This window comes from Microbacterium sp. S308A+ (genome assembly GCF_049800815.1).
GTDB lineage: Bacteria > Actinomycetota > Actinomycetes > Actinomycetales > Microbacteriaceae > Microbacterium.
In genome coordinates, this window is sequence record NZ_JBNAFT010000001.1 from 391,754 (window position 1) to 418,143 (window position 26,390).

General features: G+C 67.2%; 25 protein-coding genes. 13 read left to right on the forward strand and 12 right to left on the reverse strand.

The window, feature by feature from the left end:
* Positions 1 to 2: 2 nt before the first annotated feature.
* The 5 genes from polA to ACP15J_RS01845 are packed head-to-tail and all read left to right on the forward strand — an operon-like array spanning position 3 to position 6,931.
* A complete protein-coding gene (gene polA / locus ACP15J_RS01825; protein WP_424935734.1) occupies positions 3 to 2,636 on the forward strand; it encodes a DNA polymerase I in 2,634 nt (877 codons plus the stop codon).
* 20 nt (positions 2,637 to 2,656) lie between these two features.
* Positions 2,657 to 4,339, forward strand: coding sequence for a DUF885 domain-containing protein (locus tag ACP15J_RS01830; protein ID WP_424935733.1), 1,683 nt, complete (start codon positions 2,657 to 2,659; stop codon positions 4,337 to 4,339).
* Positions 4,340 to 4,394: 55 nt separating this feature from the next.
* Complete coding sequence (locus ACP15J_RS01835; protein WP_424935732.1) at positions 4,395 to 5,426, forward strand: LLM class flavin-dependent oxidoreductase; 1,032 nt, start codon at positions 4,395 to 4,397, stop codon at positions 5,424 to 5,426.
* Between the two features lie 51 nt (positions 5,427 to 5,477).
* Positions 5,478 to 6,254 carry an SGNH/GDSL hydrolase family protein gene (locus ACP15J_RS01840; RefSeq protein ID WP_424935731.1) on the forward strand — a complete coding sequence of 259 codons (777 nt, stop codon included), beginning with the start codon at positions 5,478 to 5,480 and terminating at the stop codon, positions 6,252 to 6,254.
* A gap of 26 nt (positions 6,255 to 6,280) precedes the next feature.
* On the forward strand, positions 6,281 to 6,931 hold the full coding sequence (locus ACP15J_RS01845) for a YczE/YyaS/YitT family protein (protein ID WP_424935730.1): 651 nt from the start codon (positions 6,281 to 6,283) through the stop codon (positions 6,929 to 6,931).
* Here ACP15J_RS01845 and ACP15J_RS01850 read toward each other — a convergent pair.
* Entirely contained in the window at positions 6,889 to 7,470 is a 582-nt protein-coding gene (locus tag ACP15J_RS01850) for a dihydrofolate reductase family protein (protein ID WP_197220239.1), read from the reverse strand. The genes ACP15J_RS01845 and ACP15J_RS01850 overlap by 43 nt on opposite strands.
* Positions 7,471 to 7,557: 87 nt before the next feature.
* Between ACP15J_RS01850 and ACP15J_RS01855 the strand changes: the two genes are divergently transcribed.
* Together ACP15J_RS01855 and ACP15J_RS01860 are read left to right on the forward strand one after the other, a co-directional pair.
* Positions 7,558 to 8,325, forward strand: a complete 768-nt coding sequence (locus ACP15J_RS01855) for a formylglycine-generating enzyme family protein (RefSeq protein ID WP_424935729.1) — start codon at positions 7,558 to 7,560, stop codon at positions 8,323 to 8,325.
* Positions 8,326 to 8,329: 4 nt separating this feature from the next.
* On the forward strand, positions 8,330 to 9,151 hold the full coding sequence (locus ACP15J_RS01860) for a phosphatase PAP2 family protein (RefSeq protein ID WP_424935728.1): 822 nt from the start codon (positions 8,330 to 8,332) through the stop codon (positions 9,149 to 9,151).
* A 26-nt stretch (positions 9,152 to 9,177) separates the two neighbouring features.
* On the opposite strand, the gene ACP15J_RS01865 is transcribed toward ACP15J_RS01860, so the two are convergent.
* The gene (locus ACP15J_RS01865) at positions 9,178 to 9,729 is read right to left on the reverse strand and encodes a DUF2127 domain-containing protein (RefSeq protein WP_424935727.1); all 552 of its coding nucleotides are present in this window, start codon (positions 9,727 to 9,729) and stop codon (positions 9,178 to 9,180) included.
* A 404-nt stretch (positions 9,730 to 10,133) separates the two neighbouring features.
* Between ACP15J_RS01865 and ACP15J_RS01870 the strand changes: the two genes are divergently transcribed.
* On the forward strand, positions 10,134 to 11,645 hold the full coding sequence (locus ACP15J_RS01870) for an amidase family protein (protein WP_424980827.1): 1,512 nt from the start codon (positions 10,134 to 10,136) through the stop codon (positions 11,643 to 11,645).
* 38 nt (positions 11,646 to 11,683) lie between these two features.
* Here ACP15J_RS01870 and ACP15J_RS01875 read toward each other — a convergent pair whose 3' ends face one another.
* The 3 genes from ACP15J_RS01875 to ACP15J_RS01885 are packed head-to-tail and all read right to left on the reverse strand — an operon-like array spanning position 11,684 to position 14,915.
* Positions 11,684 to 14,047, reverse strand: coding sequence for an ATP-binding cassette domain-containing protein (locus ACP15J_RS01875; RefSeq protein WP_424935725.1), 2,364 nt, complete (start codon positions 14,045 to 14,047; stop codon positions 11,684 to 11,686).
* A gap of 12 nt (positions 14,048 to 14,059) precedes the next feature.
* Positions 14,060 to 14,470: a VOC family protein gene (locus ACP15J_RS01880; protein WP_197220196.1), complete on the reverse strand. Its 411-nt coding sequence runs from the start codon at positions 14,468 to 14,470 to the stop codon at positions 14,060 to 14,062.
* A gap of 10 nt (positions 14,471 to 14,480) precedes the next feature.
* Positions 14,481 to 14,915: a helix-turn-helix domain-containing protein gene (locus ACP15J_RS01885; protein ID WP_197220197.1), complete on the reverse strand. Its 435-nt coding sequence runs from the start codon at positions 14,913 to 14,915 to the stop codon at positions 14,481 to 14,483.
* 97 nt (positions 14,916 to 15,012) lie between these two features.
* On the opposite strand from ACP15J_RS01885, the gene ACP15J_RS01890 reads away from it, so the two are divergent.
* Positions 15,013 to 15,594, forward strand: coding sequence for a DUF308 domain-containing protein (locus ACP15J_RS01890; protein WP_197220198.1), 582 nt, complete (start codon positions 15,013 to 15,015; stop codon positions 15,592 to 15,594).
* On the opposite strand, the gene ACP15J_RS01895 is transcribed toward ACP15J_RS01890, so the two are convergent.
* Positions 15,595 to 16,362, reverse strand: coding sequence for an SDR family oxidoreductase (locus ACP15J_RS01895; protein WP_424935724.1), 768 nt, complete (start codon positions 16,360 to 16,362; stop codon positions 15,595 to 15,597). It abuts the gene before it with no gap.
* A 172-nt stretch (positions 16,363 to 16,534) separates the two neighbouring features.
* Between ACP15J_RS01895 and ACP15J_RS01900 the strand changes: the two genes are divergently transcribed.
* The 4 genes from ACP15J_RS01900 (at position 16,535) to ACP15J_RS01915 (ending at position 19,211) form a co-directional block, all read left to right on the forward strand.
* The gene (locus ACP15J_RS01900; RefSeq protein ID WP_197219994.1) at positions 16,535 to 17,008 is read left to right on the forward strand and encodes an NfeD family protein; all 474 of its coding nucleotides are present in this window, start codon (positions 16,535 to 16,537) and stop codon (positions 17,006 to 17,008) included.
* Between the two features lie 19 nt (positions 17,009 to 17,027).
* Positions 17,028 to 17,954, forward strand: coding sequence for an SPFH domain-containing protein (locus ACP15J_RS01905; RefSeq protein ID WP_424935723.1), 927 nt, complete (start codon positions 17,028 to 17,030; stop codon positions 17,952 to 17,954).
* Positions 17,951 to 18,730 (forward strand): glycerophosphodiester phosphodiesterase family protein, encoded by a 780-nt coding sequence (locus tag ACP15J_RS01910; protein ID WP_424935722.1) that lies wholly within the window; start codon positions 17,951 to 17,953, stop codon positions 18,728 to 18,730. The genes ACP15J_RS01905 and ACP15J_RS01910 overlap by 4 nt, the downstream gene beginning before the upstream one ends.
* A 97-nt stretch (positions 18,731 to 18,827) precedes the next feature.
* Complete coding sequence (locus tag ACP15J_RS01915) at positions 18,828 to 19,211, forward strand: RNA polymerase-binding protein RbpA (RefSeq protein ID WP_424935721.1); 384 nt, start codon at positions 18,828 to 18,830, stop codon at positions 19,209 to 19,211.
* A 9-nt stretch (positions 19,212 to 19,220) separates the two neighbouring features.
* Here ACP15J_RS01915 and lnt read toward each other — a convergent pair whose 3' ends face one another.
* From lnt to ACP15J_RS01945, 6 genes are all read right to left on the reverse strand, one after another.
* Positions 19,221 to 20,804: an apolipoprotein N-acyltransferase gene (gene lnt / locus ACP15J_RS01920; RefSeq protein ID WP_424935720.1), complete on the reverse strand. Its 1,584-nt coding sequence runs from the start codon at positions 20,802 to 20,804 to the stop codon at positions 19,221 to 19,223.
* A 5-nt stretch (positions 20,805 to 20,809) separates the two neighbouring features.
* Positions 20,810 to 23,287, reverse strand: a complete 2,478-nt coding sequence (locus ACP15J_RS01925; RefSeq protein WP_424935719.1) for a DEAD/DEAH box helicase — start codon at positions 23,285 to 23,287, stop codon at positions 20,810 to 20,812.
* Positions 23,284 to 24,045: a twin-arginine translocase subunit TatC gene (tatC, locus tag ACP15J_RS01930; RefSeq protein WP_424980868.1), complete on the reverse strand. Its 762-nt coding sequence runs from the start codon at positions 24,043 to 24,045 to the stop codon at positions 23,284 to 23,286. The genes ACP15J_RS01925 and tatC overlap by 4 nt, the downstream gene beginning before the upstream one ends.
* 62 nt (positions 24,046 to 24,107) lie before the next feature.
* Positions 24,108 to 24,365, reverse strand: a complete 258-nt coding sequence (gene tatA, locus ACP15J_RS01935; protein WP_197220690.1) for a twin-arginine translocase TatA/TatE family subunit — start codon at positions 24,363 to 24,365, stop codon at positions 24,108 to 24,110.
* 31 nt (positions 24,366 to 24,396) lie between these two features.
* Positions 24,397 to 25,386, reverse strand: a complete 990-nt coding sequence (locus ACP15J_RS01940) for a helix-turn-helix transcriptional regulator (RefSeq protein ID WP_424935718.1) — start codon at positions 25,384 to 25,386, stop codon at positions 24,397 to 24,399.
* Positions 25,383 to 26,390, reverse strand: a complete 1,008-nt coding sequence (locus ACP15J_RS01945; protein WP_424935717.1) for a helix-turn-helix transcriptional regulator — start codon at positions 26,388 to 26,390, stop codon at positions 25,383 to 25,385. The genes ACP15J_RS01940 and ACP15J_RS01945 overlap by 4 nt, the downstream gene beginning before the upstream one ends.

Genomic DNA, 26,390 nt, shown 5'->3' on the forward strand with positions numbered 1-26,390 from the left:
GGGTGACGGACTCCGCAAAGCCTACCCTCATGGTCGTAGACGGCCACTCGCTCGCATATCGTGCCTTCTTCGCGCTGCCGGTCGAGAACTTCACGACCAAGGACAACCAGCACACCAACGCGATCTACGGCTTCCTGTCGATGCTCGTCAACCTCATCAAGGCGGAGCGCCCTACCCACCTGGCGATCGCCTTCGACACCTCGCGTCATTCGTTCCGCACCGAGGAGTATGCGGAGTACAAGGCGACGAGGTCGGAGACCCCGCAGGAGTTCCGTGGCCAGATCCCGTTGCTCCAGGACTGCCTGGCCGCGATGTCCATCCCGGTGCTCGTGAAGGAGACGGTCGAGGCCGATGACATCCTCGCGACCCTCGCGACGCAGGGCGCGGAGCAGGGGTTCGACGTGCTCGTCGTCTCGGGAGACCGCGATACGATCCAGCTCGTCAATGACGAGATCACCCTCCTTTACCCTTCCGTTCAGGGGGTCTCTCAACTCAAGCGCTACGACCCGACAGCGGTGCAGGAGCGCTACGGGGTCCGTCCGGAGCAGTATCCCGATATCGCGGCCCTCGTCGGGGAGACCAGTGACAACCTCCCCGGCGTCCCCAAGGTGGGGGAGAAGACCGCGGTGAAGTGGCTCACCCAGTTCGGTTCGCTCGACGAGCTCCTTGACCGAGCGGACGAGATCAAGGGGGTCGTCGGTGGCAATCTCCGCGACCACATCGAGGACGTCCGGCGCAACCGTCGGCTGAATCGTCTCCTTCGCGACGTCGACCTCACCGTCGGCCCGACGGATCTTGCGGTCGAACCGATCGACGCGCAGGCCGTCCGTGACATCTTCGCCCGCCTGGAGTTCCGCACGCTGCTGCCCAGGGTCTTCGAGGCGATGGACGGCGGCGACGGGGCAGAGGAGACGCGCGCACAGGCGGACGTCCCCGCCGCGAGAGAGGTGGACGCCACAGGCTTGCGCAGCTGGGTGGAGGGGCTCTCCGGCGAGGTCGGCGTCACCCTCGTCACCGCGAACGCCTTGCCGCAGCGGATCGGGCTCTCTTCGGCCGGCGACCTCGTCGAGGCAGGATGGGATGGCGACACGAGCGCGGCGCTACAGGGCTGGCTGACCTCGGACGCGCCCAAGGTGTTCCACGACGCGAAGCCCCAGATAAAGGCGCTGCGCAACGCCGGGATCCGGCTCGGTGGTCTGGCTTACGACACCAGTCTCGCGGGATGGCTGCTCCGCCCGAGCTTCCCGGACAAGTCCTTGGCCGACCTCGTGGACCGTTACCTGGGCGAGAAGCTTCCCGAGGCGGATCCGAGCCAGCTCGTCCCGGAGACGGAGGGGGCGACGCCGGCGCAGCTGTCGTGGTTCACCGCACGGGTCGCGGAGGCGCTTCGTGCCGACCTGCCGGAGAGCGTGGATCGCGTTCTCCGCGAGATCGAGCTGCCGACTCTGAGCACGCTCGCCGACATGGAGCTGGCGGGGGTCGCCGTCTCGCACGAGAAGCTGTCTGGCTTCTCGCGAGAGCTCGCCGAACGCGCCGACCGCATCGCGCAGGAGGCGTTCGGCATCATCGGGCGCGAGGTGAACCTCGGTTCCCCCAAACAGCTGCAAGAGGTCCTGTTCGAGGATCTCGAGCTGCCGAAGACGCGCAAGACCAAGACGGGCTACTCCACCGATGCCGCCGTGCTCGCCGACCTGCAGGAGACGAACCCTCATCCGTTCCTGGGGCTGCTCCTCCAGCATCGCGAGGCCACGAAGCTGCGTCAGATCATCGAGTCGCTGGACACCTCGATCCGAGAAGACCATCGCGTCCACACGACCTACGTCCAGACCGGCAGTCAGACCGGCCGGCTCTCCAGCACCGATCCGAATCTGCAGAACATCCCGGTTCGCACGGAGGAGTCGCGGCGCATCCGTGCGGCGTTCGAGGTAGGCGAGGGCTATGAAACGCTCCTTACCGCGGACTACTCGCAGATCGAGATGCGTATCATGGCGCACCTGTCCGGCGACGAAGGCCTGATCGAGGCCTTCAACACCGGCGAAGACCTGCACCGTTTCGTCGGCGCCAGAGTCTTCGGTGTCGAGCCGGACGACGTCACCCCCTTGATGCGCACCAAGGTCAAGGCGATGTCCTACGGGCTCGTGTACGGGTTGAGCGCTTTCGGTCTGTCGAAGCAGCTGCGGATCGAGCAGACCGAGGCCAAGCAGCTCATGCTCGAGTACTTTTCCCGGTTCGGCGCCGTCCGCGACTACCTGCGGGCGTCCGTCGTCGCCGCGAAGGAGGTGGGTTACACCGAGACGATCTTCGGACGTCGGCGCCCGTTCCCTGACCTGGCCAGCCCCAACCGGGTGCTGCGCGAGAACGCGGAGAGAGCCGCTCTCAACGCTCCCATTCAGGGGAGCGCGGCGGACATCATGAAGATCGCGCTGTTCCGCATCCATCAGGATCTGCTGACGGATGGTCTCCGCTCTCGTGTGCTCCTGCAGATCCACGACGAGCTCGTCGTGGAGGTCGCGGATGGTGAATGGGACCCGGTCGAACGCATCGTCCGCGCTCGTATGGGGGGCGCGGCAGAGTTGTCCGTCCCGCTGGACGTGCAGGTCGGACGCGGGGCGGACTGGAACGAAGCGGCACACTGACGCGCGATACGCTCGAACCCATGACTTCCCACACCCCCGGAACCCGGGTCCCGACCGCGATCGACAAGGTGGCGGAGGAATGGGTCGACACGCTCGTCGACCTCTCGCCGATCACCGCGACGTACATCGGGCGCAACGAGGCGAACGGACGACTTGACGACCTGAGCCCGGACGGGCATGCCCGCGGAATCGAGGCGACGAAAAGGGCTCTCGCCGCGCTGGAGGGGTTGGAGCCGTCGGATGCGATCGACGTGGTGACACAGGCCGACCTCGGCGCCGAGCTGCGTCTCGCCCTCGAGCTCGATCAGGCGCAGTGGCATCTCCGCGATCTCAACGTGATAGCCTCGGCCGCTCAGGACGTCCGTCAGGCGTTCGACCTCATGCCCACGGCGACGGTCGATGACTGGGCGGTGGTCGCCGAACGACTCGGAGCTGTCCCCGATGCGCTCCGCGGGTACACCGCCACCCTGCGCGAGGGGATCACCCGCGGGGTCGTGCCCGCCCGACGCCAGGTCGTCGAGGTGGCGACACAGGTCGCCCGTTACACGGCCGACGACGGCTTCTTCGCCGCGTTCGTCGCGGACGCAGCTCCGGAGGAAGGCCAGCTGCCTGCCTCGCTCGCTCGGGATCTCGCTGATCGTGCGGCGGCGGCGCGTGTCGCCTACGACGAGCTGCGGCTGTTCCTCACCACAGAGCTCGCCCCGGCGGCGGGGGAGCAGGATGCGGTCGGCCGCGAGCTCTATGCGCTCTCGTCCCGCCGTTTCCTCGGGGCGACGATCGATCTCGACGAGACGTACGAGTGGGGGCGCGAGGAGCTCGCGCGGATGATCGCCGAGCAGACCTCCATCGCGCAGGAGATCGTGCCTGGAGGCACGGTCGAAGAGGCCATCGCCCACCTCGAAGCCGATCCGTCTCGGCGCCTCATCGGCACCGATGCCCTGCAACGGTGGATGCAGGAGACCAGCGATCGTGCGATCGCCGACCTCGGCGCCACCCACTTCGACATCCCAGAGCAGATCCGCCGCCTGGAATGCATGATCGCGCCCACTCAGGAAGGCGGGATCTACTACACCGGCCCGACCGACGACTTCTCTCGTCCTGGCCGAATGTGGTGGTCGGTGCCCGAGGGGGTCACCGAGTTCGACACCTGGCGCGAGCTCACGACCGTCTATCACGAGGGCGTTCCCGGGCATCACCTGCAGATCGCCCAGGCGACCTACAACCGCGCGGAGCTGAACACCTGGCGTCGTCTGCTCGCGGGGACGTCGGGCCATGCGGAGGGATGGGCGCTCTATGCGGAGCGGCTCATGGAGCAGCTCGGATACCTTGACGATCCGGCCGATCGTCTCGGCATGCTCGACGGCCAGCGGATGCGGGCGCTCCGCGTCGTCCTCGACATCGGCGTCCATCTGGGCAAGCCCCGTCTCGACGGCGAGGGGGTTTGGGATCACGACTACGCGCTCGAGATGATGCGACGGAACGTGAACATGAACGACGGCTTCCGCCAGTTCGAGGTGAACCGTTATCTGGGCTGGCCCGGCCAGGCGCCGTCCTACAAGGTCGGTCAGCGCATCTGGGAGCAGGTGCGCGACGAATACGCGGCCGCCCGCGGCAGGTCGTTCTCGATCAAGGAGTTCCACAAGCGCGCCCTCGACATCGGCGGGGTCGGCCTCGACACGCTTCGGCGCGCTCTGCTCGGCTGACGGGAATTCTCGTCCCCTCACCGAGGTTTCATTCAACTGAATGGAAGGATCGGTGATGGGCCTGGAATTCGGACTCGACACATTCGGGGATGTCACGCGTACGCCCGAAGGCGTGCTGTTGAGCGGGGCGGAGACGATCCGCAATGTCGTGGCGCAGGCAGAGCTCGCCGACCGGGTCGGCGTGGACTTCTTCGGAGTGGGGGAGCATCATCGGAGGGAGTTCGCCGTCTCGAGCCCTGAGATGGTGCTCGCGGCCATCGCTGCCAGGACCGAGCGCATCCGACTGGGAACCGCGGTCACCGTGCTGTCCTCGGACGACCCGGTGCGCGTCTACGAACGCTTCGCGACGTTGGACGCACTGTCGGAGGGACGTGCCGAGGTCGTTCTCGGCCGAGGCTCGTTCATCGAGTCCTTCCCGCTCTTCGGATACGACCTGGCCGACTACGAGCTGCTCTTCGAAGAGAAGCTGGACCTCTTCGTCCGGCTCCTCGAGGAGAAGCCGGTCACCTGGAGGGGGACGCTCCGTGCTCCTCTGGAGAACGCCGATGTGTTCCCGAAGACCGCGAAGGGGCTCCGGACCTGGGTCGGCGTGGGCGGGACCCCGGAGTCGGTCGTGCGTGTGGCGCGGCATGGACTGGGGCTGATGCTCGCGATCATCGGCGGCCCGGCCGCTCGCTTCCGCCCGCTCGTCGACCTGTATCACCGCTCCACGACGAGCTTCGGCACGGTGACCCATCCCGTGTCCGCGCATTCCCCGGGGCACCTCGCGTCGACCGATGACGAGGCCTGGGAGGCGGCTTACGAGGGCTTCGAGGCGATGAACAACACGATCGGAAGGGAACGCGGATGGCCTCCATACAGCCGGGCGCGTTTTCAGAACGACATCGGTCCGGGTGGTGCGCTCTACGTCGGTTCTCCTGATCGCGTGGCCGCTAAGATCGCCGACACCGTCACGACGCTCGGGCTCGGACGCTTCGACCTGAAGTACGCGACGGGCACCCTCTCGCACGAGGCGATGATGCAGAGCATCGAGCTCTATGGCACGGAGGTGATCCCGCGGGTCCGTCGGCTGCTCGACGCACATTGACGTCATCTGCGGTGACAGACCACAAGCGTCGACGAGGAATAGGCTGGGCGGATGACTTCTGTCCGCTACGTCGCCATCGGAGACTCCTTCTCCGAAGGCGTCGGTGACGAGCTCCCTGACGGACGCGTCCGCGGTTGGGCGGACCTCGTCGCCCAGGGGTGGGCCGATGCGCTCGGGCAGCCCGTCTCCTACGCCAACCTCGCCATCCGAGGAAAGCTTGCCTGGCCCGTCGTCGAGGAACAGCTGGAGCCTGCGCTCGCCCTCGCACCGACTCACCTGTCGTTCAACGCCGGCGGCAACGACATGCTGCGTCCTCGTACGGATGTCGAGCACGTCGCCGATGCGTTCTCACGCGTCCTCCGCCGCTGCAACGAGACGGGGACCACGTTGATCATCCTCTCCGGAGCGAATCCCGCAGGCCAGCTTCCCCTCGGAGGACTCGTCCAGCGACGGGGAGACGAGCTCTCCGCCGCTGTGCTTCGCCGCGTATCCTCTCGCCCCGATGTCGTACGAGCCCTCAACTGGCCCGATCGTGAGCTCAGCCGCCCGCCGTACTGGTCTGAGGATCGTCTTCACATGAACGCCGCGGGGCATCATCGCGTCGCTGCTCGCGTGCTCGCCGCCCTCGGGATGGAGCCCCCGGCGAGCTGGTGGAAGCCGACCTCTGCCGTCATCGCAGAGCGCGCCGGCTCATGGGAGTACTACCGTGCCCACGTCGCTCCCTGGATCGTCCGACGGGTCACAGGCCGTTCCTCCGGCGACGGGCGTCGGCCGAAGCACCCGGCCTGGACCGAGGGCGCCTCGTCCCCCGAGCGGGGAGCGGAGTGACACCGGCGCGACCGGCATCGAGGCGGTTGATCCGTCGCATCACACAGCTTCTCGTCGGTCTGTTCCTCTACGGCATCAGCATCGCGTTCATCGTCCGCGGGAGCCTCGGCGCCGCGCCGTGGGATGTGCTCACTCAGGGGCTCACTCGCCAACTCCCGCTCAGCTTCGGCGTGATCACCATCATGGTGAGCGCGGTCGTCCTGCTGCTGTGGATTCCGATCCGTCAACGTCCCGGCATCGGCACGGTGCTCAACGCGCTCTGCGTCGGGCCTTCCGCGGATGTGGGTCTCCGTATGATCCCGGTCGCCCATGAGCTCTGGCTGCAGGTGCTGTTCTTCGTGCTCGGGCTCGGGATCCTCGCCGCCGCGACCGGGCTGTACATCGGAGCGGATCTCGGGCCGGGCCCTCGGGACGGGCTGATGACCGGTCTGCACCGACGACTGGGCGCGCCGATCTGGATCGTCCGTACGGCGATCGAGATGACCGTCGTGGTCATCGGGTGGCTCCTCGGCGGCATGGTCGGGGTGGGAACCGTCGCATTTGCGCTGCTTGTCGGTCCTCTCTGTCAATTCTTCCTGAGAGTGTTCGCCGTGCGTCGTGCCGGGGGAGAGGCAGCGGGGGAGCCTTCAACGCCTCAGGCCCGTTCGGTCGAGGGCTCCGCTGGCGAGAGCCGATAGGTCAGCTCCGCGAACGCACCGACCTGACGCACACGGACGAGGCATAGACCCTCGTGCCCGATCTCGCGGGGGAGCAGCGGTTTCCCCGCAACCAAGGTCGCGGGAGCGAACGTGACGACGATCTCATCCAGAAGCCCTGCATCGGCGAACTGCCCGGCAAGGTCGCCGCCGCCCACGACCCAGATGTCGCGGCCTCCCGCGGCGCGAGCGATCTCATCGAAGCGGTCTCGTACCGATCCGGAGACGAGGCGCACGTCGGCGTCCGGGACGAGGGGGAGCGCTCGGGAACTGAACACATAGGTGGGCCGATCTCCGTATAACTCCTGCCACCGCGCGGGGTGCGCAAGGAGGTCGTGCTCGCGGACGGTCCACTCGTACGTGGCGGACCCCTCCACCAGCACGCCGATCCGGGAGGTGAACGCCTCGATGTCTCCCGTCACATCCTCCTGCGGAACGGTGAGCAGCCATGTGAGCGAGTCGTCGGGATCGGCCAGGAAACCGTTGAGCGTTGCGGCCGTGTAGAAGATCGTCTTCGGCATGTCACGACCTTAGGAACGGCCACCGACATCGGTATGCACGGAGGGCCGTCCATGGAGCGGGGTGGGCGGCGGCGATAGAGTGCCCTGGTGGACGATATCGCCCTGGTCCCTCTGCCCGGCGGGACCGTGGAACTGCATGACGCACGTGCGCGACACCGGTGGGAGGTCGCCCTTGAGCCTTTCGAGATCGCTGTCTACCCTGTGACCGAGGAACAGGTCGCCGAGCTCCTCGGTCTCGGCGCCGTGCATCCGCGGCGTCCGGCCGTCGACCTGACCTGGCTCCGCGCCATCCGCGTCTGCAACGCCGCCTCAGAATGGGAGGGCCTCGAGCCCGCCTATCGGTTCGACGGTGAAGAGGTGCGCTGGCGCACCGAAGCCGATGGGTTCCGCCTGCCGACCGAGGCGGAATGGGAGTACGCCTGCCGTGCCGGCTCACGGGCTCCTCAGTACGGCCCCCTTTCGGAAGTCGCATGGACCGCCGGTGACGCCGTCTCCGCTCCCCGGGACGTCGGCGGGAAGAAGCCGAATCTGCATGGCTTGTTCGACACGCTAGGGAACGTGTGGGAGTGGTGCTGGGACCTGCTCGATCCCGCTCGATACGGTGACTACCGGGTCTTCCGCGGTGGCGGCTTCGCCGACGAGCCGTGGAGCGTGCGGGCCTCGACCAGACGTGGCGGCGGTCCGCGCATGCACCACGACGATCTCGGAATGCGTCTCGCGCGTGGAGGCTTCGACACCGTCGATGCGGCGCAGGGGTGGTCCGCAGCGGCCGATGAGGATCGTGCGAACGTCTCCTGGCCGCTTCGGCCAGGATGGACGCCCCGACCTTCCTCCCAGGCGGACACGGCAGGATGAGCAGATGACGAACAGGCGGGGTATCGGAGCGTTCGTCGCCGGGGTCATCGCCCTCTCCCTCCTGTTCGGGGCCGTCTACGTCCTGTTCGTACGCACCTACACCGGGCAGGTCATCGATGCGCGCGCCTTCGACGGCGCGGCCGAGCAGCACGACCTCGTGCACTGGGCCGCCGTCAAACTGCTCGAGCACGTGCCTGAGCTCGCGATCGGCGGGGGAGCGGTGCTCATCCTGCTCGTCGGCGGAGTGACGCGGCGATTCAAGCACGTTGCCGTGGCGCTGGGGGCGGCCGCGACAGCGCTATCGGTGACCGAGCTCGCCAAGCACGTGGTGCTGACACGCACGGATACCGGCGCGACGGACTTCTTTCACAACTCGCTGCCGTCCGGGCATGCGACCGTGGCGGCGGCCGCCGCGTTCGCGGTGTTCCTCGTCTCGACGCCGCGCTGGCGCCCGGTCGCGGCACTCGTCGGCGGTGCGTTCGCGGTATCCGTCGGCGTCCTCCTCGTGATCGGCCAGTGGCACCGGCCCAGCGACGTGATCGCGGCCTTCCTCGTGGTCGCGATCTGCGGCTGTCTGAGCGGTATCGTCCTGCTCCTCTGGCGAGTCCCCGAGGCGGATCCCTCTGCTTCACCGCTGAACGCGCTCTGGTGGGTCTTCGGGGCGAGCGCCGTGGTCGCGATCATGGCACTCGGTGTGGTCTTCGTGACCGCGACCGATGAGAGGACCCCTCTCCAGATCGCCTACCTGGGCGGCAGTGCGGCCATCCTCGCCGCGGGGAGCGGGCTGGCTGCCGCCGGCAATCGCTGGTTCCGTCGCCTTTCCTGAGCACGACGCGGCAAAGTGGTGCTTGGCTAGACGGGGTCTCGGACATCGACGACGTCGCTTGATCCCGAGGAGGGCGGGACGTCGGTATGCTCGGCGATCGCACGACGTCGTCGATGCAGTTGCCACTCGCGTAACGTCAGCCCGACGATGAACAGGTCGAAGACCGTGAGCGCGAGCATGCCCCAGGTGAAGTGCATGACCAGCTCGTAACACTGGTAGCCGATGAAGGCGGCCAACGCGACGACCATCCAGGGGTAGGCCCACAGCTTCTCTTTCAACAGCGCCCACACCAGCACGACCTTGATGACGCCGTGGAGGAGCAAATAGATGCCGGCGAAGACCGTGGCCTTCGTGTCCAGAGCGTCGGCGAGATGCCGGAACCACTGCCAGACGGGGGAGTGCTCGTGTCCGATGACGAAGTGTGCGGTGATCCCGGAGAGCCAGGCGCGCACCGCGACCGGGTCCACGAAGAAGAGCGCGAGCCCACCCACCAGCTCCAGGACGCCATTGATGCCTTTGAGGACGATGCTGACCTCGAAAACGCGGTCCAGGACACGATGTCGAGGGTTCACTCTCATAGAGTGATCGTAGCGACGGACTCGACTCAAGGTCGCATAAATTCTCCGGGCCTCGGCATGGGCCGCCAGGAAGAACGAGGACAGGCTCAGCTTCGGAATCTCCGGTCTCGGTGACCGCGAAGGGGAGGTCCAGATCATCAGCGCGCATAGTTCCCACTCTGCGGTGCAGAAGCCAGTTTCCTTTCCTGAGCTCCTCCAGGATGGGTTTCATATCTGACATAATATGCATTATCGGCGACATGGGGACCGACGCTCAGGCAATGCCGCGAGGGCGACGAAATCCACGCCCAAGACGGCACGGAGTTCTTGTCGCGGACGCGCGCTGTTAACGTGGGCACTCTTCGAGACCCGAACCCGACGGATGCTCTCGCAGCAAGAAGGAGAACGAGAACGTGCCCCCGAGGATGCCACGGCGTCGACTCGTCGCGACGATGTCGGCGATGGTGCTGGCCGCCATCGCCGGCTGCAGCGCACCCGCCACGACCGCCGAGGCCCTGAGCGAGACGATCGATCCGCCGCGGCTCATGTCAGGCGAGTTTCGACTCACCGAGGTCGTCAACACCTTCGCCGGCGCCAGACCACTGGACTACACCCCATTCAAGGATGCTATAGCAAATTTGCCGGAGAGCCAATACGTCGCGATCCGTGATGCGATCAAAGGCAAGAGTGTCGATGAGATCCGCGAGGCGCGTGCGAGGCTCGGACTCACCGTCCGCGACCTCGTCGTGGCCACGGTCAAAATGGTGCAGGCCGAGGTGTACTACCGACCGGTCCTCCAGCTCGACCCGACCGCGCTCGACCAGGCAGACGCCCTCGACGCCGGTCGCGGAGGCGGTCCGCTGACCGGCGCCATACTCCTCGTCAAAGGCAACACCGCGGTGAAGGGGCTGAGGAACGACGCCGGAAGCGGCGCCCTGGCCGACCAGGTCGCGGCGGCTGACTCCCCCGTCGTGGCGAGGCTGCGAGAGGCGGGGGCGGTGATCCTCGGGCGCGCGAACCTCAGCGAGCTCTCCTACAACCTCGGGTCCAAGCTTCCCAATGGGTTCAGCGCGATGGGTGGGCAGACCCTCTCCCCCGCTGGGCCGCTCACCGTCGACCCGGAAGGATCGTCCACCGGAAGCGCTGTGGCCGTTCAGCTGGGGATCGTTCCGTTGGCCTTGGGCACGGAGACGATCGGTTCGATCATCTCCCCCGCTGCGAAGGCGGGGGTCCTAGGGTATCGTGCGGGCTCCGCCCACTGGTCCACCCAAGGAGTCGTGCCCATCGACAGCCAACTGGACTCCCTGGGGACCCTCAGCCATACCGTGGCCGATGTCAGGCACGTCGAGCAGGCCGTGACCGGACAGGAAGGCAGAACGATGTCACGGGCGGTCGTGATCGCCGAGGACGAGAGCCAGGCCGCGGCCTACGCGAGAAGGCTCGAGGATGCGGGACTCGACACGGTGGCCGCGGACGAGGCGCTTCGCGCGGCGATCGAGGTGGCCAACGCGACCCTCGGCGATCCGTCGCTGCTCGAGTGCGGATTCGCGAGGGACATGAACGCATATCTCGCGACCGCCCAGGGAAAGGTCACCGATCTGCGCGGACTCTCTGCCTGGTATGAGGCTGTTCCGGCGCTGGCGCCCTACGGCTTCGACATCGTGGCCGAGGCAGCGAGATCGAGCATCAGTCCAGAGCAGTGCCGGAGGACCCACGCGGCCGCCGCCGACGCCGTCACCGCTGTGGAACGGGAGATGCAACGCCTCGGCGCCCAGTTCATCGCCGGCGACAACGTCTCCACTCTCTTCGTCGTGCAGAACGGTGGTCCGCGATTCCTGGTCCCTGGGCCGGACCATCTCGTCATCAACGCGACCTCGTCCGCGGACAGTGCGGATCTGGTCGCCACCGCGGCGCGGATCGCGCAGGAGGAGGAGTGAGGTAAACAACTCCTCCCCCTGATGGCGTCCTCGCCGCCTTAGCCGTGTGTGGCGCCGACGTACTCGGCGAGGTGCTCCCCCGTCAGCGTCGACCTCCGGGCGACGAGATCGGCGGGTGTGCCTTCGAAGACGATCCTTCCGCCGTCGTGGCCCGCGCCGGGCCCGAGATCGATGATCCAGTCGGCATGCGCCATGACGGCCTGGTGGTGCTCGATCGCGATCACCGTCTTACCGGAGTCGACCAGCCGGTCCATGAGTCCCAGGAGGTTCTCCACGTCGGCGAGATGCAGCCCCGTCGTGGGCTCGTCCAGGATGTAGACCTCGGCACCATCCGCCATCTGGGCGGCGAGCTTGATCCTCTGCCGCTCTCCGCCGGAGAGGGTCGAGAGCGGCTGCCCGAGCGTGAGGTACCCCAGACCGACGTCGGCGAGACGTGTGAGGATCGCCTCTGCCGGAGCGAGCTTCGCCTCTCCCTGGCTGAAGAAGTCACGAGCCTCGGCCACCGGCATGTCCAGAACCTGGGTGATGTCCTTCCCGCCCAGGGTGTACTCGAGGACGGCGGCTTGGAACCGCTTCCCGCCGCAGTCCTCGCAGGGTGACTCCACGGTGTCCATGAAGCCGAGCTCGGTGACGATCACTCCCGCACCCTTGCAGGTGGGGCAGGCGCCCTCGGAGTTGGCGCTGAACAGAGCGGGCTTGACCCCGTTGGCCTTCGCGAACGCCTTCCGAATCGGCTCCAGGAGTCCCGTGTAGGTCGCGGGGTTGCTCCGACGAGATCCGCGGATGGCGCCTTGATCGATCGAGACCACTCCCTCCCGTCCGCCGACCGAGCCGTGGACCAGGGAGCTCTTGCCGGATCCTGCGACACCGGTCACGACGGTGAGAACGCCGAGCGGCACATCGACATCCACGTTCTGCAGGTTGTTGTCGTCGGCTCCTCGGACGGCGATCGCGCCCTTGGCGCTGCGCACTTCAGGCTTTACCGAAGCGCGATCGTCGAGGTGACGACCGGTGAGGGTCCCGCTCGCTCGCAGGCCGTCCACCGTACCCTCGAAGCAGATGGTCCCGCCGGCGCTGCCCGCCCCCGGCCCCAGGTCGACGACGCGATCCGCGATCGCGATGGTCTCCGGTTTGTGCTCGACGACGAGAACCGTGTTCCCCTTGTCCCTCAGCTGCAGGAGGAGGCGGTTCATCCGCTGGATGTCGTGGGGGTGGAGCCCGACTGTCGGCTCGTCGAAGACATAGGTCACGTCCGTGAGGGAGGAGCCGAGGTGCCGCAGCATCTTGATCCGCTGCGCCTCTCCCCCGGACAGCGTCCCCGACGGCCGGTCGAGGCTCAGATAGCCGAGTCCGAGGGTGACGAACGCGTCCAGGTTCGCGCCGAGGGCCGAGAGCAGCGGCCCGGCCTCGGGCTTGTCGAGCCCGCGTACCCAGGCGGCGAGATCGGTCACCTGCATCCGACACGCGTCGGCGATGCTCACCCCGTCGATCCTCGACGACCGCGCCCCTTCGGTCAGCCTGGTGCCCTCGCACTCCGGGCAGGTGGCGAACGTCGCCACGCGCTCGACGAAGGCGCGGATGTGCGGCTGCATGGCGTCGATGTCCTTCGAGAGCATCGACTTCGTGATCTTGGGGATCAGGCCCTCATAGGTGATGTTGATCCCATTCACCTTGATCTTGGTGACCTCACCGTAGAGGAAGAGCTGTCTCTGCTTGTCCGTGAAGGCCGAGATCGGCTTATCGGCTGGGTAGAAGCCGGATTCGGCGAACTGGCGGACCATCCAGCCGTCGGACGTGTATCCGGGGACCATGATCGCGCCGTCGTTCAACGACTTGCTCTCGTCGACGACCTGCGCGAGATCGAGGTCGGACACGGCGCCGCGGCCCTCGCAGCGCGGGCACATCCCGCCGAGATAGATCGCGTCCTTGACGATCTTCTTCTCGCCCCCGGGCCCGGTCATCACACCGCTGGCCTTCTGGGTCGGGATGTTGAAGGAGAACGCGGTCGGCCCGCCGATGTGAGGATCCCCCAGCCGGCTGAAGAGGATGCGCAGCATCGCGTTCGCGTCCGTCACCGTCCCCACCGTCGACCGCGGGTTCGCGCCGAGGCGCTCCTGATCGACGATGATCGCGGTGGTGAGCCCTTCCAGGATGTCGACGTCGGGGCGGGGCACCGACGGCATGAACCCCTGGATGAAGGCGCTGTAGGTCTCATCGATCATCCGGCGTGATTCCGCGGCGATCGTGTCGAAGACGAGAGAGCTCTTTCCCGACCCGGAGACGCCGGTGAACACCGTCAGACGTCTTTTCGGGAGTTCGATGCTCACGTCTCGGAGATTGTTCTCCCGTGCGCCCTGCACCCGGATCGTGTCGTGGGTGTCGGCAAGGTGCTCCTCGGCCATCCTCTTCCTCTCTCAGACGGACTGCTGCAGACGGACCATGTTGCCCGCAGGGTCGCGGAATGCGCAATCGCGGATGCCGTAGGGCTGGTCGATCGGCTCCTGCACCACGTCTGCGCCCCTGCTCTCGATCTCGGCGAAGGCGCCGTCGACGTCTGAGGTGGCGAGCACGACGCCGCCATAGCTGCCCTTCGCCATGAGAGCGAGGACGGTCTTTCGCTCCTCCTCGTTGATCCCAGGGTCGACGGCAGGCGGCGTGAGCACGATCGCGGTGTCGGGCTGCCCCTTGGGCCCCACGGTGATCCAGCGCATGTCCTGGTATCCGACGTCCTTACGGACCTCGAACCCGAGGACGTCCCGGTAGAAGGTGAGCGAGGCCTCGGCGTCGACGTGAGCAAGGAAGCTGGCGTTGATGGTGATGTCCATGCGAACGACGCTACCCATCGCCCTCCGACACGGCTTCTCGATTCCTGATCGGTCTCGTCGCCTGTTTCTCCAGCCATGACGGGATGCCAGGGCCGAGCCCGGGATCTCGCCGATAGGCGCTCGGCGACATGCCGACCAGCTCGGAGAAGCGTGTGCTGAAAGTGCCGAGGGACTGGAAGCCGACCTCGAAACACGCCTCCGTCACGGTGACGTCTCCTCGACGGAGCAGCGCCATCGCGCGCTCGATTCGTCGCGTCATGAGGTAGGAGTATGGCGGCTCACCGTAGACGAGCTTGAACTGCCGGCTCAGATGCCCGGCCGACATGTGCGCCCCTCGTGCAAGAGCCTCGACGTCCAGCGGCCTGGCATACTCGCGATCGATGCGATCACGTACTCGGCGCAGAGCCATCAGGTCGCGGAGCCGATCGGCATCATCCGACGTCATTCGACGATCCTCCCACGGCGCCGCTCCCCCGCGACGACGGCAGAAGGCTACGCTGTAACGCAACACTCACAGTGTTCTCCCAGAAAGGGGACTCCCCATGTCTGAACCGTTCGCGGAGGCGAAGAGCCTCGTCAAGTCCGTTCGTGCTTTCCTGCTGATCTCGGGCGTCGTCGCGCTGGTCGCCGGCGCCGTCCTCCTCATCTGGCCGGAGAAGACCGCGGTCGTCGTGACCGGAATCTTCGTCGTGTACCTCGTCGTCGGCGGGATCGTATATCTCGGTCTCGGGATCTTCTCGGGTTCTGGCGGCGGTTGGGTCCGCGTCGGACACATCCTCCTCGGCCTGCTCTACATCGCAGCCGGAATCATCGCGTTCACCAACCTCACCGCAGCGACCGCGACGTTGGCCTTCGTCGTGGCGATCTTCATCGGCATCAGCTGGATCTTCGAGGGTTTCGTCGCTCTGACGTTGCTCGGCAGCGACGGAACGAAGACCTGGACGGTCCTCTACGCGCTGCTGAGCATCGTCGCGGGGATCGTGGTCCTCTTCTCCCCGATGTACGCCGCCGCGATCCTCTGGATCATCCTCGGCATCTCGGCCGTCGTCCTCGGGGTCGTCCAGATCGCCCGCGGCATCGCCCTCGGCCGCGCCTCGAGCGCTGTCAAGGATCGGGTGGGCTGATCACTCCCGCCCGAAGCCGCTCACGTCGCCGATGAGACGCGTGTGGTCGGTCGGGACCGGCTCGATGGCGGCTGCCGCGACCTCTGCCGCGAACTCCGCCACGTTGTAGAGCCGCCCGGCCGACTCCCGACGCTGCGAGATCGCCCCCGGGTTGGCTCGCTCGAGGAGGGTGGCCGTGATCGTGCCCTCGATCATGTCGCCCGAGACGACGACGAACTCGAGCCCCTTTTCCTCGAGCGCGGGGATCATGGCTCGGAGAGCGTCCTCCCCGGCGCGTTTCGACAGCGCGACCGGCTCGTATTCCGGCATCGTCGGCGTCGTGCGGATGAAATGAGCCTGGTGGCTGGTGACGAACACGACTCGCCCGCCCTCACGGAGAAGCGGCAGCGCCGTCTCCAAGACGCTGACCTGCGCGTCGCGGTTCAGGCGGAGCGCATAATCCTCGCCCAGGCCGGACTCCATGCCGCCCGAGGCGTTGAGGACCAGGACGTCAAGCTTGCCGAACTCAGCCTTCACCGCCGAGAACATCTCGGCGACCGAGGCAGGCTCGGTGAGGTCGGCCCCGACGACCAGCGCACGGCGACCGAGCTCGCGAACTTCCGTGGCCAGCTTCTCGGCACGGGGCGCCTTGTTCCGGTAGTTGATCACGACGTCTGCGCCCGCGTGGGCGAAGTAGCGGATCGTGTCGGCGCCGATCCCTCGGGACGAGCCGGTGACGAGAGCGACTTTGCCGGTCAGGGATTCGGCAGGCAGCAGGGGCTCGACCACGATGGCTCCTCAGGAAGGTGATGACGGCACGACGGCACCGGGAAACAGGAGTTCTCAGCCTAGCAACGGGGCCTGTCGTCGACGATCCCTGCGTCGCCTCCCCGCCGCGCGCCATGGCGCTCGTACGCGGGAAAGCCCATGGTAGGTTGGCAAAAACGAGGGGCAAGGGAGCATGGACGGGATTCTGCAGCTGGTGGAGAACTGGGCATGGATCGGCTGGCTCGTGCTCATCGCGGTCTTCCTCGTCGTCGAGATGCTCACCCTCGACTTCACCTTCCTGATGCTCGCGCTCGGCAGCGCCGTCGGACTCCTGTCTGACGTCACGGGCCTTCCGTTCTGGGCGCAGGTGATCATCGCGGCGATCGCCGCGGCGGCGTTCATCCTGCTTCTGCGACCTCCGCTGCTCCGCCGGCTCCACCGGGGCGAGGACGCCACGAAGTCGAACGTCGAGGCGCTGATCGGACTTCACGGGGTCGTGCTGCTCGAGGTGAGCGCCCTCACCGGTCAGGTGAAGCTCAGCAACGGGGACACCTGGACCGCTCGCATCGCATCCGACGTGCCCGCCGCCCCTCTCTCCCCCGGATCTCCCGTGACGGTGAGCCGGATCGAGGGGGCCACCGCATACGTCCGTTCCGCACACGACTAGGAATCAGGAGCAGCCGCCCATGGACAACACGTCCTTCATCCCGGCCGCGATCGGGTGGATCCTCGCCATCGCCGTCATCATCTTCGTCCTGGTGACGATCGTCCGCTCCGTTCGGATCATCCCCCAGGCGACCGCCGGCGTCGTGGAGCGGCTCGGCCGCTATCACAAGACCCTCACGCCGGGGCTGAATCTGCTGGTTCCCTTCATCGATCGCCTCCGCCCGCTCATCGACATGCGCGAGCAGGTCGTGTCCTTTCCGCCGCAGCCGGTGATCACCGAGGACAACCTCGTCGTCTCGATCGACACGGTCGTCTACTTCCAGGTCACCGACGCTCGCGCCGCGACCTATGAGATCGCGAACTATCTCGGCGCCGTCGAGCAGCTCACCACCACGACCCTCCGCAACGTCGTCGGTGGCCTCAACCTGGAGGAGGCGCTCACCAGCCGCGATGAGATCAACGGCCAGCTGCGTGTCGTGCTCGACGAGGCGACGGGCAAGTGGGGAATCCGCGTCTCGCGCGTCGAGCTGAAGGCCATCGACCCGCCCGTCTCCATCCAGGACTCGATGGAGAAGCAGATGCGCGCGGAACGGGATCGCCGCGCGGCTATCCTGACCGCCGAGGGTTCCAAGCAATCGCAGATCCTGGAAGCGGAGGGACGACGCCAGGCGGAGATCCTTCGCGCCGAGGGCGACAAACAGGCTGCTGTGCTGCGCGCCCAGGGCGAGGCGGAGGCCATCCAGAACGTCTTCAACGCCATCCATCAGGGGCAGCCGGACGACAAGCTGCTCGCCTACCAGTACCTGCAGATGCTTCCGAAGATCAGCGAGAGCCAGTCGAGCAAGCTCTGGATCATCCCGAGCGAGTTCACCGAGGCGCTCAAGAACTTCGGCGGCGCCTTCAGCCCCCGCGGCGGGCAGACGCCCCCGCCGGCGGGCAACGCGTGACACACGGCTATCTCAACGGCGCTCTGACGCCGCGGATCCTCGCCCATCGCGGCCTCACCGCCGCACCGGGCGGGGATCCATCCGTGTTCGAGAACTCGGCCTTGGCGTTCGCCGCCGCCCACGCGGCCGGCGTCGAGTACGTCGAGACCGACTGCCGGCGGACCGCGGACGGAGATGTGGTGCTCTTCCACGACGAGACGCTGACCCGGCTCTTGGACGATCCCCGGCCGCTACGCGAAGTCCGGACCGCCGAGCTCGCACAGCTCTTCGCCGAGCGCGGGGGCCTCCTCACCCTGGAGGAGGCACTGGAGACGTTCCCCACCCTCCGCTTCAATGTCGATGTCAAAGAGCTTGATGCCGCCGAAGCGGCCGGCAGCGTCGCCGGCGCGCATGCGCATAGGGTGCTCCTGACGAGCTTCTCAGACCGGATCCGTCGCCTCGCAGTGCAGAGCGCGCTCCGCTCCTCCGGATCCTCCCCCGCCGTCTCCCCCGGCCGACGCACGATCGCGCTTCTCCGTGCCGCCGCTGCCGCCGGCTCGAGCGCGCTCGCCCGCCGTGCCCTCCGCGGGGTGGACGCGGTCCAGGTTCCCGAACGCTTCGGCGCTGTGCGCGTCCTCACCCCGGCGCTTCTCCGTCTCGCGCATGAGCTCGACGTCGAGGTCCACGTCTGGACCGTGAACGATCCGAGCCGCATGCGGGCGCTGGTCGCGGCGGGGGTCGACGGCATCGTCACCGACCGCGCCGATGTCGCGATCGAGGCTCTTCGCACGGGATGAGCCTCGTCCTGGCGAGAGTGTCAGCCTCGTCATGCGTTGCTCGGATGAAGCGTACAGTTTGACGCGCTATACCTGAGGACGACGAGAGGACCACACAATGGCAGATCGCAGCCTTCGCGGCATACGACTCGGCGCTCAGAGCCTGCAGAGCGAAGAAGGCGTCGTCTTCATGGAGCGTCAGCAGACGTCGTACGTGTGCGACGCGTGCGGACACGTCACCACGCTCATGTTCGCCGCCGACGCCGAGGCGCCGGCCACCTGGGAATGCCGTTCCTGCGGCGCGGACGCCCGCCTCCAGGTCGACGGCAAGTCCGTCGACCTCGAGGACGGCGATGACAAGACCGCACGCACTCACTGGGACATGCTGCTCGAGCGCCGTTCCCGCGCCGAGCTCGAGGAGCTCCTCGAGGAGCGCCTCGCCTACATCCGCGCCCGCCGAGGCGCCGGAGACGATCCGACCCGCGAGAAGATCGGCGCCTGAGCGTCCCCCTCACGCCCGGCGTGTGCGCGCGAGGACTCCCGCCGACACGATCGCGAGCAGACCGCCCCAGAGCAGGATCTGCTCCAGGGCAGGACCGATCATCACCCCTGCTGTCGCCCCGGTACGAAGCTCGACCTCCTCGAGCATCGTACCGGGGCGATCTGCATGCATGGCGGCCTGCGTCGATCCGTCCGGGCGGATGACCTGACTCGTCCCGACCGTTGAGATGTTCACGACCGACCGGCCGGTCTCCACTGCCCTCATCCGGGCGATGCCGAGCTGCTGGAGGTTCTCGACGGTGCCCCGGAAATCGGCGTTGTTGGTCTGGAAGACCAGCACGTCGGCGCCGGCGCCGATCCCCTCGCGGATCACCTCGTCGTAGATCACGTCGAAACAGATCGCGAGGCCGACGGTCCGCTCCCCCACCTTCACGACAGGCGGATCGTCTCCCGGCGCGTACTCTCGCTGGATCAGGCCGATGAGGTCGGGAACGATCGCGTTGAAGAACGGCCGGTCCGGGACGTACTCGCCGAACGGCACAGGATGGCGCTTCGCATGTGTCTGCACGTCGCCCCTGGTCATCCCCGCCGGCGCGTCCACCGGCCAGAGGAAAGAGGTGTTGTAGAACTTCTGGTCGTCTCCTGTCGCGGCGTTCGCCAGGACAGGGGCTCCGAGGCGATCCGCCAGCCGGGTGAGGGTGCGTGCGGCCGTGCCGTTCTGGAACGGGTCGGCGTCGACTCCGCCCTCAGGCCACACGAGAAGGTCCATCCGCTCGTCCAGGATCGGCGTCGTCGTCGCCGTCTGCGCTCCGAGGACCGCCAGAGGCTCACGAACATCGAAGTATCCCGCCGGTCCGTTGCCCTGCACCGCTCCGATGCGAAGCGTCCCGGGGCTCGCCGTAGGAAAGGCAGGAGCGAAGGCGAGGATCACGACGATGATGGCGGGCGCGATCCCCGACCGCCATCCTGGCCTCGTCCTTTCCCGCAGCGGCTCGACGCACAGCGCGACGAGGAAGACCATCAGGAAGCTGAGACCGGTCACCCCGACCCACGACGATATCCGCGCGGCGGGGGTGTCGGAGAGCACATAGGCGATCCGTGCCCAGGGAAGCCCGCCGTAAGGCCACGAACCGAGGAAAAGCTCCCTCCCCGTCCAGAGTGCAGCGACCGCGGTGGAGACGACGAGCGGGCGTACGGCCGATCGTCGGAAGAGCCGGGGGAACCAGCGGTACGCCAGAGTGACAGGGATCGTCGCTAGCGCTGTCAGCGCTCCCTCCAGTCCGCTGAGAGCCGCCCAAGGGATCGGTCCCAGATAGCGCCCGGCCCATGAGTACAGGAGGAACGAGAAGACCAGGCCGAACACCGCGCCGACCAGGAGCGCGCCGCCCACGCGCCGGCCGATCAGAGAGATCAGCAGCAGCGCCACCGCGGGGAAGGCCAGGAGCCATAGCGCCGCGCCGGGGTAAGCCAGGGCCATTGCTCCGCCGGATGCGGCCGCGATGAGCACGGCGGCCCAGAGTGGCACGAGCGCGTCATCCGCGGCGGCGTCCTTCTCGACCGTCTCGGAAGTGTCGGCGGAGTCAATGGCGGTCATGGGATTCACATCGACGAGTAGGCGACGATACCCCGCCGTACGCCGTCGAGGGCGGTGCGCGCGGTGCGGGCGAGCTCAGCAGACGAAGCCACGACAGACAGCTGATCGAGGAGGTCGATCGTCTGCTTCGCCCATCGGACGAAGTCGCCCGCGGCGAGGTCCGCCTCCTGCAGCACGTGTTCGAGAGCCCCTCCGCGGGCCCAGGCGTGCATCGCGGCGGAGAGGCCCGCGGACGGCTGTTCGGAGCCGGGCAGGCGGTTGTCCTTCTCCAGGTCGTCAAGCTCCGCCCAGAGTGTCAGGGTGTCGTCCCAAGAGATCCGGAAGCGGCCGCGGGGAAGGCCGCGCGGATCGGCGCCACCGTCTTCCCGTCGAGGCTCGTACACGAGCCCGCAGGCCATCGCCGCCAGCGAAGGCGCATCCAGACCGTCCCAGAGGCCGCGCCGGAGCGCCTCCGCCACAAGAAGGTCACGCTCGCCGTAGATGCGCTGCATCGTGCGTCCCGCCGCAGTCAGCTTCAGTCCCACGCCCGTGCCTTCGACGTATCCGACGGCCTGGAGCACGTCGAGGACCCGGTCGAACACCCGTGCGACCGTCCCGGTCCGGTTCTCGATCTGACGCCGGGTGCGGTCGGTCTCGTGGCGGAGCTTCCAGTAACGCTCCGCCCAGCGGGCGTGCGCCTCGCGGTCCGGACATCGATGGCAGGAATGCCGCTGAAGGGTCCGCCGGAGGTCATCGATGCGACGCAGGCGCTTCTCGCGCACCGTGCGAGAAGCCTGTCCGTCGGCTCGGTTCTTTTTCTCGAGATCGCTGAGCTCACGACGCAGTCTCGAATACTCGAGAAAGTCGCCGCGATCGCATCTCATGGCGGTCCGATACCCCTCCAGCGACGTCTCGGCCTCGCGGACGGACCTGGCCAGACCGACCACCGCACGGTCCGCCTGGAACTGCGCGAACGAGGATTCCAACACCTGCCGGGACCGCGCGCGGCCGAAACGCTCCAGGAGGTTCACGGCCATGTTGTAGGTCGGGCGGAAGCTGGAGTTCAGCGGATAAGTGCGACGCGATGCGAGTGCAGCCACCGCCTGAGGGTCCATGCCCTCGGTCCACTGCACGACCGCGTGTCCTTCGACGTCGATCCCTCGCCGCCCGGCACGTCCGGTGAGCTGGGTGTACTCCCCCGACGTGATGGCCACGCGCGCCTCGCCGTTGAACTTCTCCATCCGTTCCAGAACGACGGTGCGAGCGGGCATGTTGATGCCGAGGGCAAGCGTCTCCGTCGCGAAGACCGCTTTGAGAAGCCGGCGTTGGAAGAGCTCCTCCACGACCTCCTTGAAGGCGGGAAGGAGACCCGCGTGGTGCGCGGCGACGCCGCGCTCGAGATTGTCGAGCCAATCCCAGTAGCCGAGAACGCCCAGGTCCTCGTCGCGGAGCGTGCGCATCCGGTCCTCGATCGTCTCCCGGATCTCCTTGCGCTCCTCTGAGGAGGTCAGTCGGAGACCGGAGCGACGGACCTGCTGCACGGCCGCATCACAGCCTGCGCGGCTGAAGATGAAGAAGATCGCGGGGAGGAGATTCGCTCGCTCCAGGAGCTCGACGACCTGAGGGCGGTCGAGCCGTTCGATCCGTCGCACGTTCGCCGACCGCACGGGTCGCCTCCCGCCCCGTTGCGGCCGCGGCGTCTGTACGCCCGCGTGTCGCTTGCTGCGGTACTCTTGCGCGCGACGGTTGCTCTCGTGGACCGAGCCCCCGAAGGAGCGAATGCGCATGAGCTCCTGATTCACGTGCGCCGTCGCCACGCCTGCTCGGTCGTCGAACAGCGGAAGCAGATCGTCCCGGACGAGGACGTGCTGCTCCAGCGGGACAGGGCGGGTCTCGGACACGACGACCTCGGTGCCGCCGCGGACGGTGTCCAGCCAGTCCCCGAACTCCTCCGCGTTCGACACCGTGGCGCTCAGCGAGACCAGCCGTACCGATGGCGGAAGGTGGATGATGACCTCTTCCCACACCGCGCCGCGAAAACGATCGGCGAGGTAATGGACCTCGTCCATCACGACGTAGCGCAGTCCCGTCAGCGCAGGAGAGTCCGCATACAGCATGTTGCGGAGCACCTCGGTGGTCATGACCACGATACGTGCACCGCCGTTGACGTTGACGTCACCAGTGAGAAGACCGACCTCGTCGGCGCCGTACGCATCGACGAGCTCACGGAACTTCTGATTCGACAGGGCCTTCATCGGTGTCGTGTAGAAGGCCTTGTCCCCGGCAGTCTGCATCGCACGATAGATCGCGAACTCCCCCACGACCGTCTTGCCTGCCCCGGTGGGAGCGGCCACGAGGACGCTCCGGCCCCGCTCCAGGGCGTGACACCCCGCTACCTGGAACGCATCGAGGTCGAACTTCTGACGCGCGGAGAACGCCGCCGTCTCCGGGAAGTCCTGAGCCTCGCGCGCCGCCGCATAGCGGTCGGCGGGAGAGGATGTCATCCCGCGGGCTCCGCCAGGATCTCGTCCTGACGCTTCTTCTTCCTCTTGTCGAAGAGCAGCGACAGGGAGGCGGCCGCGAAATACAGCACGATCAGGATCCCGGCGAGCATGAGCATGCTCACCACGTCAGCTGCGGGCGTCGCCAGCGCGGCGAAGACGGTGGCGATCAGGATCGCCACCCGCCAGCCTTTGAGGATCGCCCTGCCCGACATGATGCCGGCGACGTTCAGAGCGACGAGGAAGACCGGCAGCACGAAGGAGACGCCGATGACGACCATCAGCTTGAAGACGAAGTCGTAGTACTCCGGAGCGCTGTAGAAGTTCACGGCCACTCCCCCGGAAGGCGTGAAGTTGTACATCAGCTCGATGATGTGCGGCATCACCGTCAGCGCGACATAGCACCCCGCGAAGAAGAGCGGCACCGCCGCACCGACGAACGACAGGGTGTAACGGATCTCCTTCTTGGTCAGGCCGGGCATGATGAAGGCCCAGATCTGCCAGAGCCAGATCGGTGCAGACAAAAGGATGCCGAGAGCGAAGGCGATCCGCATCCTCATGTCGAACGCGGCTGTGACCGTCCCGAAGTTGAGCTTCGCGAAGTCGTCCCCACGGCTCTGGGCGACGACCTTGATCGGCTCGGAGATGTAGTCGATGACCGGAGTCGTGATGATGAACGCGACGACCATCCCGACGACGAGCCCCGCAGCGGCGATGAACAGCCGGTTGCGGAGCTCGACGAGATGTGCGCCCAGCGACATCGTCCGATCGCGGCCTCGTTTCTTGCGACCCGAGACCGCAGCGTCGATGGCTGCCACGAGCGTCAGCTGGGTCGTTGTTCAGACGACGGGTTGGACGTCGCCGTCCCCGCCGCCGTGGAGCCCTCGGTCGTTCCCGTCTTCTCGGCCTCGAGCTTGGCCCGCGCCTCGTCCTCTTCCTTCATCGCGCTCATCTCGCCCTTGAAGGCGCGAGCCGACTGTCCCATGCTCTTTGCGAGCGCCGGGAGCTTCGCCGCGCCGAACAGAAGCAGAATCACGGCAAGAAGGATGAGCAGATGCCATCCGTTCAGTCCAGCGAACATAAGAAATTCCCCTCAGTGAGTTCCGAACAGTCTACCCTGCTGAACCCTGAGAGTCACCGTTGTACAGCGCGAGTCCTGCCGCCGCCCATTCCCGGGCTGCGGTTCGCGCCGACAGGGGCTCCAGGACCTCGAGTCGCCCGCCGCATCGCCCGGCCAGCCTCTTCAGGCTCAGCGGGTCGCCGATGCGCAGCCGAGCTGTGACGACACCGTCAGAGACCGTGACATCCGCGGCTCGGTCCAGATAGTCGCGGAGCAGCGGCGCGATCCCCTCCGGGAGACGCACGGTCGCCTCACCGTCCTCCGAGCCGACGGCGAAGAGCTCCGGCACCGGATCCTCGCCGTGCTCGATCGGGATGTCGGTGAGCCGAGGCTCGCTGACCCGGTCGAGGTGGAACGTCCGCATCGCCCGGCGGAGATGACACCAACCCTGCAGATACCACTGGCCGTTGGTGATGAGAACCTTCACCGGATCGACCGTGCGCGTCGTGGACGGCGCGTCGGGCGCCCGGTAGGAGAAGGAGACGGCGACCTGGTCCTGAAGCGCGCGAGCGACCAGCGTGCGCACCTCGTCGACCGGGCCCGGTGCCACGATGACGTCGGCGGGGAGTCCGGCCGCCCCCCGAGAGAGCTTGGCGATGAGGCCGGAGATGACGCCGGACTCGGCGACGGCGGGCACGGCCGCGGCGAGCTGGAGCCCGGCGAGAAGCGCCGCCGCCTCCCTCGCGGTCAGTCTCGGGGCGCGCCGTAGGCCGACGTCGTTGGTGATCTCGATGACGCCCTGCTCATCGAGCAGATCCCAGTTGATGTCGAAGAGCTCCTGATGTTGCTGCCAGTAGCCCTCGTCGCCCGGTAGCCCGATGAGCGTCAGCTTCTCCACCATCGACCGCATCGTGGCGACGGGGACGTCGAAGTCGGCAGCGGCCTCGGCCAGGGAGACCTCACCGCGCTCGAGAAGATACGGCACCAGAGTGAGGTAGGCGCGGACCCGATCCGAGGTCAGAAGCGGCTTGCGTGCGGTCATCGTCTCCTCCCCTCTTCCCCGGAGACCGGTGCGGCATGTGCCGCGACCACGGCCTTGAGCCGGCTCATCACGGCGTCGCGGAGCTCCGGAGGCTCCACCACCCTCACCTCCGGACCGTAGGAGGCGAGCTCGTCGGCGAGGATGTGCAGGTCGACGTACGGGACACGGATTCCCTGGGCCGCCGGGGCCGCCCGACGTCCCAGACGCAGCGACGCCTCTGTGCCCGGAGTGATCTCGAGCAGTGCGGTGTGAGCGGCGGCGACGGCCTCCAGGCTCGCGAGCGCCCGCTCCCCCGCTCCCTCTCGGAGCGTGGCAGGGAACGTGTCGGCGGTCGTCGTGACGTCGCCAACGATTCGGGAGAGGAGGAACATCCGCTCCCCCTCGGCGTCCCGGTCGATCCCGAAGACGTGCCAGCGAGCCTCGTAGTCGAGCAGCGCGAGGGGCTGGACACGCCGCCGCCGCGGTGATTCCTCGCCCGGCTTGAGGTAGTCGAAGCTCACCGTGACGCTGCGCTCGATCGCATCCTGGAGCGGCGCGAAGGCGGCGTCCCGCGCCGTGATCCGTGGCGCGAAGCCGATGATCGGCTCGTCCACATCGATGCCCAGCGCGCGAATCTTGCGGACGCCGGCCTGTGCCTCACCGGAGAGCGAGCCCTCACTCCAGACACTCCCGGCCAGCCGCAGCACGGCGAGCTCTGCCGGGGTGAACTCTATGTCGACGGGCAGATCGTATTCCGCCTTCGGAATGCGATAACGAGCCTCCCGCAGGTCGTTCGGGTCGGCATGGTCGCCGAGCATCTCGATCGGGATGCCCAGCGCACGCAAGTCCTCTTTGTCGCGCTCGAACATCTTCTCCAGCGCGTCTGAACGTGTCCCCGACTCCTGGCGCTGCCGGTAGCCGGAAACGTTCTCGAGGATCTGCTGCTTGGTGAGACCGATCTCCGTGGCCATGAGCGCCACGACCAGGTTGGTCAGGCGCTCCTCAGGCGGGATCTTCGCGGCCAC